The sequence below is a fragment of the Shimia sp. R9_2 genome (genome assembly GCF_017743735.1).
Classification (GTDB): domain Bacteria; phylum Pseudomonadota; class Alphaproteobacteria; order Rhodobacterales; family Rhodobacteraceae; genus Shimia.
Genome location: NZ_JAGHRO010000005.1, coordinates 72,651 through 88,812, shown reverse-complemented (window position 1 = coordinate 88,812; position 16,162 = coordinate 72,651). Strand labels below are relative to the sequence as shown.

The 16,162-nt window shown below is 60.1% G+C and carries 17 protein-coding genes; 9 read left to right on the top strand and 8 right to left on the bottom strand.

Going from position 1 to position 16,162, the window contains the following annotated elements; genetic code table 11:
• Positions 1 to 30 precede the first annotated feature (30 nt).
• Entirely contained in the window at positions 31 to 495 is a 465-nt protein-coding gene (queF, locus tag J7400_RS13495) for a preQ(1) synthase (protein WP_209064104.1), read from the top strand.
• Between the two features lie 93 nt (positions 496 to 588).
• On the opposite strand, the gene yghX is transcribed toward queF, so the two are convergent.
• From yghX to J7400_RS13480, 3 genes are all read right to left on the bottom strand, one after another.
• A complete protein-coding gene (yghX, locus tag J7400_RS13490; protein ID WP_209064102.1) occupies positions 589 to 1,476 on the bottom strand; it encodes a YghX family hydrolase in 888 nt (295 codons plus the stop codon).
• Positions 1,477 to 1,596: 120 nt separating this feature from the next.
• On the bottom strand, positions 1,597 to 2,997 hold the full coding sequence (locus J7400_RS13485; protein WP_247738802.1) for a DUF3179 domain-containing (seleno)protein: 1,401 nt from the start codon (positions 2,995 to 2,997) through the stop codon (positions 1,597 to 1,599).
• A gap of 168 nt (positions 2,998 to 3,165) precedes the next feature.
• The gene (locus tag J7400_RS13480) at positions 3,166 to 4,386 is read right to left on the bottom strand and encodes an MFS transporter (RefSeq protein ID WP_209064100.1); all 1,221 of its coding nucleotides are present in this window, start codon (positions 4,384 to 4,386) and stop codon (positions 3,166 to 3,168) included.
• Between the two features lie 133 nt (positions 4,387 to 4,519).
• Between J7400_RS13480 and J7400_RS13475 the strand changes: the two genes are divergently transcribed.
• Positions 4,520 to 5,446 carry an alpha/beta fold hydrolase gene (locus tag J7400_RS13475; protein ID WP_209064098.1) on the top strand — a complete coding sequence of 309 codons (927 nt, stop codon included), beginning with the start codon at positions 4,520 to 4,522 and terminating at the stop codon, positions 5,444 to 5,446.
• Positions 5,447 to 5,466: 20 nt separating this feature from the next.
• Here J7400_RS13475 and J7400_RS13470 read toward each other — a convergent pair whose 3' ends face one another.
• From J7400_RS13470 to J7400_RS13460, 3 genes are all read right to left on the bottom strand, one after another.
• Positions 5,467 to 5,883, bottom strand: coding sequence for a VOC family protein (locus tag J7400_RS13470; protein WP_209064096.1), 417 nt, complete (start codon positions 5,881 to 5,883; stop codon positions 5,467 to 5,469).
• Between the two features lie 100 nt (positions 5,884 to 5,983).
• Positions 5,984 to 6,478 carry a hypothetical protein gene (locus J7400_RS13465; RefSeq protein WP_209064093.1) on the bottom strand — a complete coding sequence of 165 codons (495 nt, stop codon included), beginning with the start codon at positions 6,476 to 6,478 and terminating at the stop codon, positions 5,984 to 5,986.
• Between the two features lie 132 nt (positions 6,479 to 6,610).
• Positions 6,611 to 7,753: a PLP-dependent transferase gene (locus J7400_RS13460; RefSeq protein ID WP_209064092.1), complete on the bottom strand. Its 1,143-nt coding sequence runs from the start codon at positions 7,751 to 7,753 to the stop codon at positions 6,611 to 6,613.
• Between the two features lie 98 nt (positions 7,754 to 7,851).
• On the opposite strand from J7400_RS13460, the gene J7400_RS13455 reads away from it, so the two are divergent.
• From J7400_RS13455 to xrtE, 3 genes are all read left to right on the top strand, one after another.
• Complete coding sequence (locus J7400_RS13455; RefSeq protein WP_209064090.1) at positions 7,852 to 8,400, top strand: pseudouridine synthase; 549 nt, start codon at positions 7,852 to 7,854, stop codon at positions 8,398 to 8,400.
• 105 nt (positions 8,401 to 8,505) lie between these two features.
• Positions 8,506 to 9,315: a division plane positioning ATPase MipZ gene (locus J7400_RS13450; RefSeq protein WP_209064087.1), complete on the top strand. Its 810-nt coding sequence runs from the start codon at positions 8,506 to 8,508 to the stop codon at positions 9,313 to 9,315.
• Positions 9,316 to 9,321: 6 nt separating this feature from the next.
• Positions 9,322 to 10,914: an exosortase E/protease, VPEID-CTERM system gene (gene xrtE, locus J7400_RS13445; RefSeq protein WP_209064086.1), complete on the top strand. Its 1,593-nt coding sequence runs from the start codon at positions 9,322 to 9,324 to the stop codon at positions 10,912 to 10,914.
• Between the two features lie 39 nt (positions 10,915 to 10,953).
• Here the strand turns inward: xrtE and J7400_RS13440 are convergent, their stop codons facing one another.
• Both J7400_RS13440 and J7400_RS13435 read right to left on the bottom strand, forming a co-directional pair.
• Positions 10,954 to 11,241 carry a VPEID-CTERM sorting domain-containing protein gene (locus tag J7400_RS13440; protein WP_247738801.1) on the bottom strand — a complete coding sequence of 96 codons (288 nt, stop codon included), beginning with the start codon at positions 11,239 to 11,241 and terminating at the stop codon, positions 10,954 to 10,956.
• 220 nt (positions 11,242 to 11,461) lie between these two features.
• Positions 11,462 to 11,893, bottom strand: coding sequence for a MarR family transcriptional regulator (locus tag J7400_RS13435; protein WP_209064084.1), 432 nt, complete (start codon positions 11,891 to 11,893; stop codon positions 11,462 to 11,464).
• 76 nt (positions 11,894 to 11,969) lie between these two features.
• Between J7400_RS13435 and hmgA the strand changes: the two genes are divergently transcribed.
• From hmgA to J7400_RS13415, 4 genes are all read left to right on the top strand, one after another.
• Positions 11,970 to 13,325: a homogentisate 1,2-dioxygenase gene (hmgA, locus tag J7400_RS13430; protein WP_209064082.1), complete on the top strand. Its 1,356-nt coding sequence runs from the start codon at positions 11,970 to 11,972 to the stop codon at positions 13,323 to 13,325.
• Between the two features lie 121 nt (positions 13,326 to 13,446).
• A complete protein-coding gene (gene fahA / locus J7400_RS13425) occupies positions 13,447 to 14,712 on the top strand; it encodes a fumarylacetoacetase (RefSeq protein ID WP_209064079.1) in 1,266 nt (421 codons plus the stop codon).
• Between the two features lie 78 nt (positions 14,713 to 14,790).
• Positions 14,791 to 15,741, top strand: a complete 951-nt coding sequence (locus J7400_RS13420; RefSeq protein ID WP_209064077.1) for an MBL fold metallo-hydrolase — start codon at positions 14,791 to 14,793, stop codon at positions 15,739 to 15,741.
• Entirely contained in the window at positions 15,735 to 16,103 is a 369-nt protein-coding gene (locus J7400_RS13415; protein ID WP_209064074.1) for a hypothetical protein, read from the top strand. Before J7400_RS13420 ends, J7400_RS13415 begins: the two co-directional genes overlap by 7 nt.
• Positions 16,104 to 16,162: the final 59 nt, after the last annotated feature.

Below are 16,162 nucleotides of genomic sequence, written 5' to 3'. Positions count from 1 at the left end.
CGGGCCATGGCCCATAGTTGGAGAACAAAGATGAGCGAAGACATCTACAGCAATCTGAAACAACTCGGCGGTGCCACCGTCATGCCCACCAGCCCAGAAGAAGCCGAGCTGGAGCGGGTGGAAAATCCGCAGGCCGATGTGGCCTATAACGTGCGCTTCACCGCGCCGGAATTCACCTCCCTCTGCCCGATGACCGGCCAGCCCGACTTTGCCCATCTGGTGATCGACTATGTGCCCGGCAAATGGCTGGTGGAAAGCAAATCCCTGAAGCTTTTCCTGGGATCCTTCCGCAACCACGGCGCGTTTCACGAGGATTGCACCGTCTCCATCGCCCGCCGTCTGGCCGATTTTCTGGAGCCCCAATGGCTGCGCATCGGCGGCTACTGGTATCCACGCGGCGGCATTCCAATTGATGTGTTCTGGCAGACCGGCGCCATGCCCGAAGGTGTCTGGATCCCCGATCAGGGCGTGCCGCCCTACCGCGGCCGCGGCTAAGAAAACGCAGCGCATCGGCCACCTACATCCTGTGCAGGTCGATGCGCCCATCCTTAGAACGGCCCAAACCGCCGATCAAAACCACTCTGCGCCTCAGCTTAGATAAGTCTCAAACCACGCCACCGTGCGCTCCCATGCCAATTTTGCCTGAGCTTCGTCGTATCGGGGCGTGCTGTCGTTGTGAAACCCGTGGTTTGCCCCTTCATAGATATAGGCCTCATAAACCTTGTCATTGGCCTTTAGCGCCTCTTCAAAGGCTGGCCAGCCCGCATTGATGCGCTCATCAAGCTCACCCATCTGAACAAGCAGCGGAGCCTGAATTTTTGCTACATCCTCCGCTGCAGGCTGACGCCCGTAAAACGGCACGCCCGCCGCCAGCTCCGGATAGGCCACCGCAATCGCGCTCACCACGCCACCGCCATAACAAAAGCCCACCGCGCCCACTTTGCCGGTGCTGTCCTCGCGTCCCAGAAGATGCTCAAACCCGGCAAAAAAGTCATTCATCAACTCGGCCCGGTCTACCGTCCGCTGCAATTCGCGCCCATCCGCATCGTTGCCCGGATATCCCCCCACCGAGGTCAGCCCATCCGGCGCAAGCGCCATAAAGCCCGCCTTGGCCAGCCGCCGCGCCACATCTTCGATATAGGGGTTCAGCCCCCGGTTCTCATGGATCACCAGCACCGCAGGCAACGGTCCCTCCACGCCAGACGGGCGCACCAGATAGCCGCGCACATCGCCTGTCCCGTTTGGGGAGGGATACATGACGTAATCCGCATGGATGTCCGGATCATTGAAAGACACCTGCTGCGCCATGGCGTAATTCGGGCTGAGCATATTCAGCAGCGCCGCCGCGGTCACAGTGCCAACTGCAAATTTCCCCGCCCGGTCCAGAAACTCCCGTTTGGTGATTTTGCCGTGGGCATAGAAATCATAGAGATCCAGCAGTTCCTGATCAAAATCCTTTGCGGTCATGCGTGTCATCGCAACATTCCTCCCAAATACACGTCAAAACACTACCCAAGCCACGTTGGACGCAAGCTTACCACACGCAGAGATTTTTACGCAGTGGCGGCAGAGGAAGCCCCCCTGCCGCCCACAAATTCAGCCGTTCCACAGCTCTGTATCAGGATGGAACTGTGACCAGGCAAACCAGAAGGCCTGATGGCTGCCGAGATCAGCACCGCTTGCGTCCACCGCCTTGATCCCGCCGGCATCAAGCGCCAGCCGCACGTTCTCCACCGCAACTTCCTTGCCCGCATTGAGCGCCACAAAGGCCGCACTGCGCTGGAAGGCCACTGGTTTGCCGGAGGCGGTGACAATCCCGATCACATCTTCATGCACCGGCAAACGCGGGTCGACATCGCCCACCGGAAAGATCGGCCCATTGGCATCGCGCCCATTGCGGAAATCAAAATCCCGGCCCAGCGCCAGATCTTCCACCAGCACGGTGGTCTCCGGATGCGCCGCCTTCCATGCGCCCCAGCTGGTGGTCACCACACTGGCCTGTTTCAGCTGGATGCCCCGTTTGGCCAGCGGGCCGGTCACGGCCTTGCCCAGAAACGTGTCAAACACCGAGTTGCTGGTGATGTCATACATCACTTTGTTGGAGCGGATCAGCAAACCCGAGGTCCGCAGCACCGGGCGCTCCACACCCAGTGGCATCTGATCGGTGAAATAGGCCTGTGCCGCGCCGCAAAGGGTGCAATAAGGAATGCCCAGATCACGCCCACCCAGCGTGTCATTCACCATTTCGCGCACTTCCATAATGCGGCGCGGATAGGCGCGGTACTCGCCATTCACCTCCACGCCAAAGACCACAGCGTCATCTGACAACCATGTGGCCTCCTCTGCGCTGCTCACTTCCGGATTGTCCGCCGCTGGGATGCAGTTGCAGGGATCATCCGTGGTGTCAAAGGGGCGATCATCAATCAGCACCCCACCCCAGGACACATGCCGCCAGTCAATATCGCCTTTGACAAAAATCCGGTCCCAACCGGGCACGATATTGGTGAAAATCGCACGCTTGGCCTCCAGATAATCCGGCGGCGCCGGAATATCCCAGGCAATCAGATGATCCGTCACAATGCCCCAGTGGTTGTGGTTCGGCAGGTCTTTTCCCAGCAGCGTACCCGCCGCACCACTCAGCACAGAGGTGAACTCCGGCCCCGTGGCAAAGCGCATCAGATCACTGATGATCCACACAAGTCGCGGGTCTTTGGCCTCGGCAATCACATCCAGCGCGATGGTCTGATCGCGCCCCCAGCCGCCTTGTGTCATACTGTCGACAAAGGCCACCTTCACGGCCTCCTCCACCTCTTTGGAGAGCGGCCCTTGCGGGATCGCAGGCGGCGCGCCGAACTCGGCAATCACATAATCCGGCAGCTGATCCGCCGCCTGAACCTCCGCTGCCCCCAGCATGCTCGCCGCCACTGCCACGCCCATTGCGGCCCGCAGCACCGACCTGCGCATGTTGCCCAAGACCTGAAACCCCACCTTCGCCATGAATGATCCTTCCCGCGCCGGGCCTGTCCGCCCACGCTGTGTGAAACCCCGATAGCCACGCCGAAGCCCTTCTCCGGACGCGCGCCATTTGGCTCCACAGTCGTCGCAAACGCCTGCGACGGCCAATCACGTTTGCATCAAGCTCTGGTGATCTGGGCCTAGCCAGTCTTACGCGGCGACCAGAGCCCCCGGCCCTCGCCGCGCCCGGATCAGGATCAATCCCATGATCGCGATATTGAGCGCATTCCACGCGATGCCATTCACAAAGGCCAGCTCATAGCTGCCGCTCACGTCATAGATCCAGCCCGACATCCAGCCGCCCAGCGCCATGCCCATAATGGTCGCCATCATGACAAAGCCAACCCGCGTGCCCGCTTCCCGCGCAGGCATATACTCCCTCACCACCAGTGCATAAGCGGGCACAATTCCGCCCTGCGCCAACCCAAAGGCCGCGCTGACAAGATAGAGCGAGACCAATCCGTCAAACGGCAGAAACAGGAACAGCGCACCACATTGCAGGATCGACCCGATCAGTAAGGTCCAGACCCCGCCCAGCTTGTCGGCCACCAACCCGCTCACAAGGCGGGACACAACACCGCCCAACAGCATGAGTGAAAGCATTTCCGCGCCCACCGCAGGCCCAAAGCCCAGATCCACGCAGAAGCTCACGATATGCACCTGCGGCATACTCATCGCCACGCAACATCCGATCCCGGCCAATCCCAGAACCCACATCAGCGGCGCTGGTCTCATCGGCGCACCGGCCTGCCTTGCGACGGCTGCATTCTCCTGCGCCGTCAGCGCGTCCTGCGGCACTTTGGGGCGCAGCAGCAAAGCAAGCGGCACAACCGCCACCAAGGTCAGCGCTGCCAGCACCAGAAACACCGCGCGCCAGCCATGATCGCTCAGCACGCCTGACAGCAGCACCGGCCAGATCGCACCGGAAAGGTAGTTCCCGCTGGCCGCAATCGCCACAGCGATCCCCCGCCTCCGCTGAAACCACAGAGACACATCCGCAATCAGCGGCCCAAAACCCACCGCCGTGCCAAACCCAAGAAAGAAATGCACCAACGACAGCATCAAAACAGATCCGCTTGCCGCCGCCAGCCCGTAGCTCACCGCGCTCAGCACCGCCGCCCCAATCAGCGCGCGGGTCACGCCCCAGCGGTCCACCGCCTGGCCGATGGCAAAATTGCCAATCGCAAAACCAATCATGGTCAGCACATAGGGCAGCGACGCCTCCGCCCGATCGATGCCAAACTCCGCCTGCACCGCAGGCATCACCACAATCACCGCCCACATGCCGACATTGGCAAACACGCCAATCAGCAAGGTGATTGCGAGGCGCGTCCAGCTGTAGCGGCTGTCAAGAATGGGATGGTCAGTCATGCAGGCACGCTAGGCTTTGCCGCCGCGCCTGTATAGGGCCAGAGTGCCCGCGCAGGCTACGCCACCCCGCAGCGCATTTTGTGAATTGGCGGCTTCATGGCATTCTTGGATCATTTGAAAAGGAATTTGATCCATGGCTTTGTTTTTCTCCCGCCGTGCCTATCACGCGAAAACCCAGAAATTCACCAACAACCCCGCCAGCGTCACCCGCTATGTGGCGATCAGTCAGACCAATCCGGACGGCACCATTCACAAAGGCGCCGCCATTCCGCAGGCCGACTGGCTCGAGCGCGTCAAACAGGCGGGCGGCGACAGTGAGGTGCTGATCTATGTGCACGGGTTCAACACCTCTCAAACCGATATGCTGCGGCGGCTCAAAAAGATCGAAGACGGCGTCCGCGCCCAAGGCTTCACCGGGGCCGTCATCGCCTATGACTGGCCCAGCGACGGCACGGTCTTGGCCTATAACACCGACCGTACCGACGCCAAAAAGACCGCGCCTTATCTTGTCTGTGACGGCATCGTCCCGCTCCTGAACATGACGCCGCGCCCCAAAGTGCATCTGATCGCCCACTCCATGGGCGCCTTGGTTGTGCTGCGCGGCTTTGCAGGCGTTGGCGATTCCGCAAGCGCTGGCGCGCGCAATTGGAAAGTTGATGAGGTCACCTTCTGCGCGGCGGATGTGAATGCCGACTGGCTGGAAAGAGGCGCTTGGGGCGCACTGGTGCTCGACCGCCGCGCCGCCCGTTTCACCAATTACTACAGCTGCCGTGACGAGGTGCTGGCCTTTGCTGGCGGCTTCATCAACGGCGGCCGGGAGCGCGCCGGGCATATGGGCATCTCAGAGCCGATCACCAAAGGCCAGTGGGACATCTACTGCAACGAACAATACAAACGCGACGTGCCCGACAATGAGAAAACCCAAGTCTATTCCCACCGCTGGTGGTTTGATAACGACGGCTTTTACAAAGACCTCGCACTAACCATAGACGGAGCTGACGCGCAAACCATGGTCACGCGCCGCCCCACAAATGAGGCGGATCTTGCCTTGCTGACCTGAGCCGGTGGGGCCAAGGCTGCCTAGCCGACCTGCTGATGCACCTCGATGACATTGCCTTCGGGATCAAGGAAAAACACCTGATGCCACTCTTTGGCAAACGCCGTGCCATAGTCTGAATATGGCACGTCGTTTTCTTTCAGCACCTTCAGGAAGGCGGCAATGTCATCGGTGCGAAAGGCGATGTGGCCACGATCGACAGGGTTGATCACCTGCCCGTTCACAAAGGCCACATCCAGCCGGCGCTCCGCCAAATGCATCTGCATATCGCCATCGGTGGCAAAGCGGATCTTGCCGTCATAACCGGTGTTCTCATCCGCCTCCGTGCGCGGAAACTCCTCTTGCGGAATATCCGCCAACCCCAAAACCCGGGTGTAAAAATCATGCAGCCGGTCCACATCATGAGAGACAAAATTGATGTGGTGAAATTCGAGTTTCATGGATAGGCTCCCGCAAGGCTTGGATATTTGCCCCATAGAGCCGCCATCGCTGCCCGGAATCAAGCCGAACTCCGCAGGTCACGCATTGACCCGCGCGTGGTCAGTCCCGTTCTTTGGTTTTCTCCAGAAATTCCTGAAACCGCTGCTGCACATAAGGCGGCTCGCCAAAACTGCGGAACTCCCCGTCAAAGGAGTTATAGGCCCAGCGCGCAACCAACAGCTGATGCTCCACGATATAGAGGTTCTGCTCATCGTCGATCACCCGCGTGCGCCAGGACCCCTGCACCCGCGTTGGCACTCGCACCCGCTTTCGGGTTGGCGGTTTCATTCCCTTGATGACAATCTGGTTGGCCTCGTCCCACTTGCGCCGCAACAGGGTGACCAGCTCTTCCGCATGGCGCTTGCGCCGCCCGGCAAAGATCACATCGACCTCAACATCGTTCTGCATCAGCCCTTTGATGATGATGTCATGGCGGGTGTTCTTGCCAAACTTCGGAATCAAATCGATCGCCAGCTCGGTGCTGGGCTTTTTGAACAACCCTCTGTCTTCATATGCCGGCGTGATGTCCGCCGGGTTGCTGATGCGCTTTTTCACTTTGGTCTTCCGCCGCTGTCTTCAGGTTATACCCCACCTGTTCGCCGACATTAGCCCAGAGGATTGGTTAATAAATCATTAGCCAGCTGGCGAAGGCCCCGGATCCTCTCCCCCAAAGCGCACAAGGCAGGCTTATTGCCCCAAAGCCTGCCCCAGATCGCCAATCAGATCCTCAGCACTCTCCACACCAACCGAAATCCGCAGAAGGGTCTCCGGAATACCGGTGTGTGACTCAATTGTGTGGCGATGCTCCACAAGGCTCTCCACCCCGCCAAGCGAGGTCGCGCGGTGGAACAGCTTCAGCTTTCCCGCCACTCCCAATGCGGTCTCTTTGTCTCCCTTCACAAGGAAGGACATCAGAAATCCTGCCCCGCCCGGCATCTGCTTTTGCGCCAGCTCATATTGCGGGTGGCTTTCCAATCCCGGAAACAGCACCGCCTCGACCTTGGGGTGATCCTCCAGAAACCGCGCCACTTTCAACGCATTCTCCACCATGCGTTCCACCCGCACCGAAAGCGTCCGCATCCCGCGCAGCAAAAGCCAGGCCTCAAACGGCCCCAGCACCGCCCCGGCGCTGGCGCGGTCATTGGCAATCTCTTCACAAACCGGCGTCGCCGCCTTGGAGACCAGAACTCCGCCCAGCACATCAGAGTGGCCGTTGATCACCTTGGTGGTCGAATGCATCACAATATCCGCGCCCAGTGTCAGAGGTTTGGACAAAAGCGGTGAGGCCGCCGTGCTGTCCACCGCCAAAAGCGCCCCGCAACTATCCGCCGCCTGCTTTGCGGCGGCAATATCCACGACCTTGAGCCAGGGGTTTGAAGGCGTCTCGATCCAGACCAGATGAGCAGGCCCCGCTGCGCAGGCCGCCTGCAGGGCCGCGCTGTCGCTTGCATCCACCTCGGTGATGGCCACCTGACGGCGCCCGCAGAATTCGCGGATCCACTTGGTGGTGCCCCAATAGATGCCCGATTGCACAACAACCCGCCCCCCGGTCGGCACCGTGCGAAACAGCGCCGCAATCGCCGCCATGCCGGAGGGGAACAACAAAGCTTCTGCCCCGCCCTCAAGCTGCGCCAGCACTGCCTCGGCCTGACGCACCACATCATTGTGGGGACGGCTGTAAAGGTTGTTCTCGTTCAGCAGGTTATAATTCTCATCCCGCGCATAGGTCGTGGCGGGCTGAATGGGCGGCACCACGCCCCCGCTCTGCATGTCAAGCGCGCCACCGGCCTGTGCGAGCACCGTCTCCGGCTGCATATCTTTGAAATCCATGATCTTTCTCCCCGCACTCTGGCCAGCTGTCTTGCGCCGCAAAAAAGCGCAGGCAAAGCGAACTTGCAACCCCAACACAGCCCCGTGTAGGAGAGGCCATGGCCCGCGTGATCCTGTTTAACAAACCGTATGATGTGCTCTCTCAGTTCACCGACAAGGGAACCGAGGGCAGCCCCCGCCGCACTCTGTCTGATTTTATCGACGTGCCCAAGGTCTACCCCGCCGGACGGCTGGATCGCGACAGCGAAGGCATCATGGTGCTCACCGATAACGGCAAGCTTCAGGCCAAGATCAGCAATCCGCGCCACAAGATGGCCAAAACCTATTGGGTGCAGGTCGAGGGCGAACCCGATGAGGCCGCATTGGCCGCGCTGCGCAAAGGGGTGGAACTCAAGGACGGCCTCACCCGTCCTGCCCAGGCGCAACGCATTGAGGAACCAACAGATCTCTGGCCCCGCACCCCGCCCGTGCGCTTTCGCAAATCGGTGCCGGACTGCTGGATTGCACTCACCATCCGTGAGGGCCGCAACCGTCAGGTGCGCCGCATGACCGCGTCCGTCGGCCACCCCACCCTGCGCCTGATCCGGGCGCAAATCGGGGATTGGTCGCTCAATGGGTTGGAAACCGGAAAATGGCGGGAAATCTAGCAATTCAACGCACTTTTCCTGTGGAAAATCACAACATATAGTAGACACTAACAAGGCCGCACCGTAAGAGCCGCGGCACTGAAACTTCGAGCAGGGACAAGCGGAATGGCACATATTATCGTTGTCGGAAACGAAAAGGGCGGCGCGGGCAAATCCACCCTGTCGATGCACATCGCAACCGCTCTGTCGCGCATGGGCCATAAGGTCGGCGCGCTGGATCTGGACCTGCGCCAAAAGAGCTTTGGCAGCTATGTCGCCAACCGCCAGCGCTTCTCGGAGAAAGCCGGTCTCGAGCTGCCAGGCCCCACCTATCGCGACCTTCCGGAGATCGACCCGGACACCCTGCAACCTGGCGAAAACATCTACGACCAGCGCCTCTCTGCGGCCGTGGCCATGCTGGAGCCTGACAACGATTTTATCCTGATCGACTGCCCGGGCTCGCACACCCGCCTCAGCCAGGTGGCCCACTCTCTGGCCGACACGCTTGTCACCCCGCTCAACGACAGCTTTGTGGATTTTGACCTGCTGGCCAAAGTGAATGAGGATGGCGAAAAGATCCTCGGCCCTTCAGTCTATTCCGAAATGGTATGGAACGCCCGCCAGCTGCGCGCGCAGGCAGGCCTGAAACCCATCGACTGGATTGTCATGCGCAACCGCATGGGCGCCCAGCAGATGGTCAACAAGGAAAAGATGGGCAAGGCGTTGGACCGTCTGGCCAAGCGCATCGGCTTCCGCGTCGCACCGGGCTTTAACGAGCGTGTGGTGTTCCGGGAACTCTTCCCGCGCGGTCTGACCCTGCTCGATCTGCGCGACATCGGGGTGAAGCAACTCAACATCTCAAACGTCGCCGCCCGTCAGGAACTGCGGGACCTGATCAAGGCGCTGAACTTGCCTGGCGTCACAATCGACTTCTAAATCTACATGACCGGCCCGGATATCGCAGACAACACCGGGCCGTCGCGCCCATCCCGGCTGATGACCATCGCCGCCCTCGCGGTGGCGGAACTTTTTCTGGTCATTCTCGCCTATCAGGTCTTCGCCTCCATCGAGTGCCGCCTGACCGAGATCGAAAGCGCCTGCCGCGCCCTGCGCTCCATGACCGCCCGCGGCCTGTCGATCATCACGGTCATGGCGCTCTATTTCTGGCTCAGGCCAACTGCGTATCGCGCCTTGGCTGGTGCGGCGCGTACCACACCCGGCCGCCCCTCTTGGCTGTGGGCGCATCTTGCAGGCCTCATCCTGATCTTTGCGCCGCTGCCGCTGTTTGGCGCCGCCGAAATCAGCCGCGCCTTTACCCCCACATTGCTGTTTTTGAGCCTCGGCAGCCTGCTCACCATCCTTGGTGCGGTCTTCTGGGTCACGCCCTTTCACAGCTGGCGCAGCTGGATCCGGGGTGACAGCTACCTTCTACCTCTGGCGCTCCTGCTCGGCTTTCTGGTCCCTGACCTCGCCAATCTGATCCGCCCGGCATGGGAGTGGTCCTCCCTCAGCAGCCTGACGTTCTTTCTGGTCTTTCTCAGCCTGATCGCCTTCGGCTTTGAGGTCAGTGTCGACCCGCCCACCTATGTGATCGGCATCGAGGATTTCTTTGTACAGATCGCCAGCCAGTGCTCCGGCGTCGAAGGCATTGCGCTGATCACCATCTTCATGGGTTTCTATGCGCTCCTGATGCGCCCAGACCTGCGCCAGCGCCGCTTCTGGCTGATCCTCTATCCGCTCGCCGTGCTGACAAGCTGGCTGTTTAACATCCTACGGATTGCAGTTCTCATCATCATCGGCGCACGGGTGTCGCCGGAGCACGCCCTCAACGGGTTTCATTCCTACGCCGGCTGGCTGATGTTCACCGCGCTGGCCCTCTGCGTGGTGATCGTCGCGCACCGCGCCGGTTGGTTGCACCGCATACCGCGCCCGCAGATCTCACGCAACGCCATGCGCAGCGATACATTGGCCGCACGCATTGTGCCCTTCATCGTGATGATGCTGTCAGGTGTGATTGCCTCTGCCTTCTGGCCAAACCCATCTGACGGCTACCCCCTGCGCGCGCTGCTCATGGGCGCGGTGCTGCTTTATTTCTGGCCCGCGCTGCGAAACTGGCACGCCTTCCCATCAGGCGCTTCCATCACAACCGGTCTGGCGATTGGCCTCCTCTGGGTGCTCACCGCCGCCCCTGCGCCCGCATCAGAAGGATCAGCACCCGGTGTCTTCTGGATCGGCCTGCGCTTTCTGGGCACAATCCTTTTGGTGCCGGTGATCGAAGAGCTGTTCTTTCGCGGCTATGTGCTGCGCCGCCTCAGGCAAGACGGTCTGCTCTGGGCGATCCTCGCCATCGCCGTCTCCAGCCTGCTCTTTGGCCTGCTGCATGATCGCTTCTTCGCGGGTGTTCTTGCGGGTGTTGCCTTTGGCGCGCTTTATCTGCACCGCAACCGGCTGGCCGATCCCATCGCCGCGCATATCATCGCAAATGCGGTGATCGCAGCAGCGGCCCTTTTAACCGGAAAATGGGCGCTCATTTGAGCGCCCATCATCCCCAGTCTGCACCACAATCTGGAAGGCTTAGCCTTCTTTATGACGATTGCGACGGCGCAGCTCCCATGCCAGTGCCAGGGTTGCCATAACGGCGGCAACCGCCAATAGTCCGGCTCCAGCATCAATTTCCGGCACTGCGTTGGTGGTCCCACCGGTGTGGCCTGTGCCACCGCCGTGGCCACCCCAGTTCCAATTCCAGTTCCACCACCACCAGCCACGCCAGCCAGAGTGGTTTTGCGCAATAGCTGCCGGAGCGCTCGCGGCCATCACACCTGCAGCCAAAGCCGCAGTTTTTAGTCCGTGAAAAAGTCCCATTCCAACCTCGAGCGTCATCCATCGTGCCTGAAAAATCTGCCATAGCGCCCCAAGTCGTTTCAAGAAATTTACGTCAAATTAACCATAAATAACTGCCACTTGCGGAGCGACTGTTTGCATTGCAAAAACAATGCGCGAAGCGCGAACCAACTGTCGCGGTTTTCGCCGCAATGCGCGCGACAATCCGAATCAAATCAGATCCGAATCGTGCCTCTGCGCCCTATTTGGCCAGCTTGCTCAGCAGCTCTTTGAGCTGGGTCACGTCCCTTGCACTCAGCTTGCTTTGTAGCGCCGCCTCATATTTTGCGGCCACATCGCGCAGGTCCTCATAGGCTTTGCGCCCCGCCGGTGTCAGCTCCAGCCATTCCACGCGCCGATCCTCTTCGCTGCGGGCACGGCGCACGAACCGCCGCTCCGCCAGCCGCTTCACAGCGCGGCTCACCTTGGTTTTGTGAATCTTCGCGCGCCCACCGATTTCTGTCGCGGTCATCTGACCAAACATGCCGAGATGAAACAGCACCCGCCATTCACTGCGCAGCATGCCATATCGGCCTTTATAGACTTTCTGAAATCCAAGGCTGCTTTCTTCGGCGGCTTGGTTGAGCAGATAAGGCAAAAATGCCTGCAAATCGAATGGCGTTTTTTCGGTCATTTCCGCGTCCCTCCGTCTTGTTAGTTACAAAATCAACTTTTACTTATGCAACTAAATTCGTCACAGGAGCGTTGAGATGACCAAACACACGGTCCCGACCCGCATGCAAAAAGCCCCTTCTTTGACCGGCCCTCATGAGGGCTACATGCCCGGTTTCGGAAATGACTTTGAAACCGAGGCCCTACCCGGCGCATTGCCACAAGGCATGAACAGCCCGCAGAAATGCAACTACGGCCTATATGGCGAACAGCTTTCCGGCACGGCCTTCACCGCCGAAACCGTGGAACGCACGTGGTGCTACCGCATTCGCCCTTCCGTGAAACACAGCCACCGCTACACCAAGATCGATGTGCCCTATTGGCAGTCCGCGCCCAATGTCGATCCGGATGTCACATCTCTTGGGCAGTACCGCTGGGACCCTGTGCCCCACACCGATGCACCGCTGACATGGATCACCGGCATGCGCACCATGACCACCGCTGGCGACGTGAACACGCAGGTGGGCATGGCCAGCCACATCTATCTGGTGAACACCTCAATGGAGGATGACTATTTCTTCTCCGCGGACTCCGAATTGCTGGTGGTGCCGCAAGAGGGCGTGCTGCGGTTCTCAACGGAACTCGGGATCATTGATCTGGAACCCAAAGAGATCGCGCTCCTCCCACGCGGCCTGCTCTATCGCGTCGAAGTGCTCGAAGGCCCCGCCCGCGGCTTTGTCTGCGAAAACTACGGCCAGAAGTTCGAGCTGCCCGGCCGCGGGCCCATTGGGGCAAACTGCATGGCCAACCCGCGCGACTTCAAAGCGCCGGTCGCGGCCTTTGAAGACCGCGACGCGCCTTCCACTGTGACCATCAAATGGTGCGGCCAGTTCCACCGCACGGAGATCGGCCACAGCCCGCTTGATGTGGTCGCCTGGCATGGCAACTACGCGCCTGTGAAATACGACCTGCGCACCTATTGCCCGGTTGGCGCGATCCTGTTTGACCACCCCGATCCATCCATCTTCACCGTGCTCACAGCTCCCTCCGGCGTGCCGGGTACCGCCAATATCGACTTCGTGCTCTTCCGCGAGCGCTGGATGGTGGCCGAAGACACTTTCCGCCCGCCCTGGTATCACAAAAACATCATGTCCGAACTGATGGGCAATATTTACGGCCAGTATGACGCCAAACCCAAAGGCTTCATTCCGGGCGGCATGAGCCTACACAATATGATGATCCCCCACGGCCCGGACAAAAACGCGTTTGAAGGCGCATCCAATGCGGATCTGCAAGCCGAAAAACTCGACAACACCATGTCTTTCATGTTCGAGACCCGCTTCCCGCAACACCTCACCGCCTTCGCAGGTCATGAGGCCCCGATGCAGGACGACTACATTGATTGCTGGTCAGATATTGAGAAGAAGTTTGACGGCACACCCGGTAAGAAATGAGGGTCCGATGGCAAACGAGGGTAAGGGGGCCAGCCCCCTCGCTTGCCAAAGGCAAGCCCACCCCCGGGATATTTTGTGAATGAGAAACCCCAGCCGGCGTGCTGAAACAAAAGGAACCGCAATGCCTTTGCTGAGATCATGGGTGGAAAGCGCCAACACTCCGGATGGCCCATTTCCGTTGAACAATCTGCCTTACGGGGTGTTTTCCGTTGACGACGGCGATCTGCGCTGCGGCACGGCCATCGGGGACCGTATCATTGACCTCACCGGGCTTGAGGCCGTAGGCACCCTGCGCGCAGACCCGGATGCGGATGTGCTAGACGCGCCCTACTGGAACGACTTTATGGAGCTTGGGGCCGAGGTCTGGGCCCGCTACCGCGCGGCCCTTCAGGCGTTGCTGTCAGAAGCCGCAGATGAGGCAACCCAGGAAGCCCTGACCTTCTATTCCGTGCCATTGGCCTCCGCCACATTGCACATGCCTTTCAAAGTGTCTGAATACACCGATTTCTACGCAGGCCGGAACCACGCACAGAACGTCGGCACCATGTTCCGTGGTCCTGAGAACGCCCTGCCCCCCAATTGGCTGCACATCCCGATCGGCTACAACGGGCGTGCTTCCTCGGTTGTGGTTTCCGGAACCGACATCCGCCGCCCCTGGGGACAGCTCAAATCGCCGGACCACGACACCCCCGCCTTCCTGCCCTCCCGCCGCTTTGACATCGAGCTTGAGATGGGCGCGATTGTCGGCCAGCCCTCCAAACGGCCTGTGACCGTGCAGGAAGCCGATGACATGATCTTTGGCTATGTGCTGCTCAACGACTGGTCCGCGCGCGACATTCAGGCCTGGGAATATCAGCCGCTTGGCCCGTTTCAGGCCAAGGCCACCGCGACCTCGATCTCGCCATGGATCGTCACCAAAGCCGCGCTCGCGCCTTTTCGCACCGACACGCCCGCACGTGATTTTGAGCTGCTTGACCACCTCAAAGACGCGGGCCCCATGCTTTATGACATTGATCTCAGCATCAGCATGGCACCGGAAGGCCAGGCACCCAGCACCATTGCGCGCACCAACTATGACCAGATGTATTACTCCGCCGCCCAGCAGCTTGCCCATCACACCACCTCCGGCTGCCCGATGAATGTCGGCGACCTGCTTGGCTCCGGCACCATTTCTGGCCCCACAAAGCCTGAGCGCGGCAGCCTTCTGGAACTCAGCTGGGGCGGCAAAGAGCCCCTGACACTTGAGAGCGGCGAGACCCGTACCTTCATCGAGGATGGCGACACGCTGACCCTGCAGGGCGCGGCGCTGGGCGACGGCTACACCATCGGCTTTGGCGAGTGCACCGGCACCGTTCTGGCCGCATTAGACGATCCCTTCAAACCCTGATCCCATTCCTCTTGCCCCAAATATCCCGGGGGCCTGGGGGCTGGCCCCCAGCCAACATCACCACAAGGAGCAGACCCAATGAGCAAAGCCTTCGCCTCTCAAGGCGACACGCAGGAAAAAACCATCTCCTTCACCGAAGTCGGCGAGGGGCTTTATGCTTTCACGGCCGAAGGAGATCCCAACTCCGGTGTGATCATTGGCGATGACAGCGTGATGATTGTCGAGGCGCAGGCCACGCCCCGTCTGGCGCAAAAGGTGATCGACTGTGTGCGCTCTGTGACCGACAAGCCGATCTCCCATCTGGTGCTGACCCATTATCACGCCGTGCGCGTGCTGGGGGCCTCAGCCTATGGCGCCGATCAGATCATCATGAGCGATGCCGCTCGCGCCATGGTGGTGGAGCGCGGTCAGGAAGATTGGGACAGCGAGTTTCAGCGCTTCCCGCGCCTGTTTGAAGGCCATGAGAGCATCCCCGGCCTGACCTACCCAACCACCACCTTCCGCGAAAAGATGACGGTCTACCTCGGCAACCGGCGTGTTGATCTCATGCATCTGGGCCGCGCCCATACCGCAGGCGACATCGTCGTGCATGTGCCTGACCAAAACGTCATGTTCACCGGCGACATCGTGGAATACCAATCAGCGTGCTACTGCGGCGACGGGCATTTTGGCGACTGGGGCACCACTCTGGATGCGATCAAAGCCTTTGATCTGGATGCAATCGCCCCGGGCCGCGGCGATGCGCTCATTGGCAAAGACATGGTCAACGCCGCCATCGCAAGCACCCGCGACTTTGTGCAAAGCACCTACCGCCCGGCAGCACAGGTGGCCGCACGCGGCGGCTCATTGAAAGAAGCATGGGACGCGGTGCGCGCCGCTTGTGATCCGAAATTTGCCGACTACGCGATCTATGAGCACTGCCTGCCGTTCAACGTCGCCCGCGCCTATGACGAGGCCCGCGGCATCGACACCCCGCGCATCTGGACCGCCCAGCGCGATCTGGAGATGTGGGAGGCGTTGCAGTGTTAGTGGCGGCGATGAATGTTGCCTTTGCCATGTTTTTCTTCGGAACGTTCGTGTTTGGGGCCTGCAGCATCGTTTCAATAGCGCTACTGTCATCGCGTGCAGCAGACGAGACAGACGATTTCAGCCTGTTTAGGCGCCCGTACAGCGCGAAACATATGCAACAGTCCAGCGCAGCTGTGGAAACGATGAACCGCCTAGAAAAAGAAACAAAGCTTGGACGGTTCGCCAACAAGTCCTTGGCGATGATGACGCTCTTCGGAGTGCTTATGATCGCAACAATTGCACTCGACTTAGGCCTCTCAAAGCATCTGGTGCAGCCTTCTGCGCTCTTCGCCAGCGGAGAGACGGAGGCAGTCAAGAAATGATCCATATATGCCAATCTTCCGCTTCGCCAAAACCCACATATTTGACCGATATCATGGCG

What these genes read in the sequence shown, in the direction of transcription:
- queF (WP_209064104.1), top strand. Translation starts at nt 31, where the DNA reads ATGAGCGAAGACATCTACAGCAATCTGAAACAACTCGGCGGTGCCACC.
- yghX (WP_209064102.1), bottom strand. Translation starts at nt 1,476, where the DNA reads ATGACACGCATGACCGCAAAGGATTTTGATCAGGAACTGCTGGATCTC.
- J7400_RS13485 (WP_247738802.1), bottom strand. Translation starts at nt 2,997, where the DNA reads ATGGCGAAGGTGGGGTTTCAGGTCTTGGGCAACATGCGCAGGTCGGTG.
- J7400_RS13480 (WP_209064100.1), bottom strand. Translation starts at nt 4,386, where the DNA reads ATGACTGACCATCCCATTCTTGACAGCCGCTACAGCTGGACGCGCCTC.
- J7400_RS13475 (WP_209064098.1), top strand. Translation starts at nt 4,520, where the DNA reads ATGGCTTTGTTTTTCTCCCGCCGTGCCTATCACGCGAAAACCCAGAAA.
- J7400_RS13470 (WP_209064096.1), bottom strand. Translation starts at nt 5,883, where the DNA reads ATGAAACTCGAATTTCACCACATCAATTTTGTCTCTCATGATGTGGAC.
- J7400_RS13460 (WP_209064092.1), bottom strand. Translation starts at nt 7,753, where the DNA reads ATGGATTTCAAAGATATGCAGCCGGAGACGGTGCTCGCACAGGCCGGT.
- J7400_RS13455 (WP_209064090.1), top strand. Translation starts at nt 7,852, where the DNA reads ATGGCCCGCGTGATCCTGTTTAACAAACCGTATGATGTGCTCTCTCAG.
- J7400_RS13450 (WP_209064087.1), top strand. Translation starts at nt 8,506, where the DNA reads ATGGCACATATTATCGTTGTCGGAAACGAAAAGGGCGGCGCGGGCAAA.
- xrtE (WP_209064086.1), top strand. Translation starts at nt 9,322, where the DNA reads ATGACCGGCCCGGATATCGCAGACAACACCGGGCCGTCGCGCCCATCC.
- J7400_RS13440 (WP_247738801.1), bottom strand. Translation starts at nt 11,241, where the DNA reads ATGGGACTTTTTCACGGACTAAAAACTGCGGCTTTGGCTGCAGGTGTG.
- J7400_RS13435 (WP_209064084.1), bottom strand. Translation starts at nt 11,893, where the DNA reads ATGACCGAAAAAACGCCATTCGATTTGCAGGCATTTTTGCCTTATCTG.
- hmgA (WP_209064082.1), top strand. Translation starts at nt 11,970, where the DNA reads ATGACCAAACACACGGTCCCGACCCGCATGCAAAAAGCCCCTTCTTTG.
- fahA (WP_209064079.1), top strand. Translation starts at nt 13,447, where the DNA reads ATGCCTTTGCTGAGATCATGGGTGGAAAGCGCCAACACTCCGGATGGC.
- J7400_RS13420 (WP_209064077.1), top strand. Translation starts at nt 14,791, where the DNA reads ATGAGCAAAGCCTTCGCCTCTCAAGGCGACACGCAGGAAAAAACCATC.